This is a genomic window from Micromonospora sp. DT4, assembly GCF_049841675.1.
Classification (GTDB): Bacteria; Actinomycetota; Actinomycetes; order Mycobacteriales; family Micromonosporaceae; genus Micromonospora.
This window is the reverse complement of sequence record NZ_JBNCKT010000439.1, coordinates 1-344: the sequence shown is the minus strand read 5'-3', so window position 1 is coordinate 344 and position 344 is coordinate 1. Positions and strand designations below refer to the sequence as shown.

At 73.0% G+C, this 344-nt stretch carries 1 protein-coding gene; it reads left to right on the top strand.

Features of this window, described 5'->3' with window-relative positions:
* Window positions 1-132: 132 nt before the first annotated feature.
* The coding region (locus tag ACLQ24_RS30465; protein ID WP_425895178.1) for a hypothetical protein at window positions 133-344 on the top strand (212 nt) is incomplete at its 3' end.

The following is a 344-nucleotide window of genomic DNA, read 5'->3' as shown; positions in this document are numbered from 1 at the left end:
GTCGACGAGGTCCTGCCCCTCGCCGCACATGCCGCCGCCACCGCCGCGCACTTCAGGACTCGGCAGCAGTACCGGGCGGGTGTCCCGGACCAGGCCGCGCTCATCTGGTCCCACGACACCGACGGTGACTGGTTGTCCTCCAACGGCGTACCCCGCTGGTACGACGCCGACGGCACCGACCACCGGGCCCTCGCCGAAACCTGGACCCACACCGCCACCGGCGCCACCGGCAACCCGGTCCCCACCGACGACGGACACGGATTCCTACCCCTGCACACCGAACACCTCGACGGCCGGCGGGACCTGCTCGACCTGCTCCGCCACGCCCGCCACCACGGGGCGCA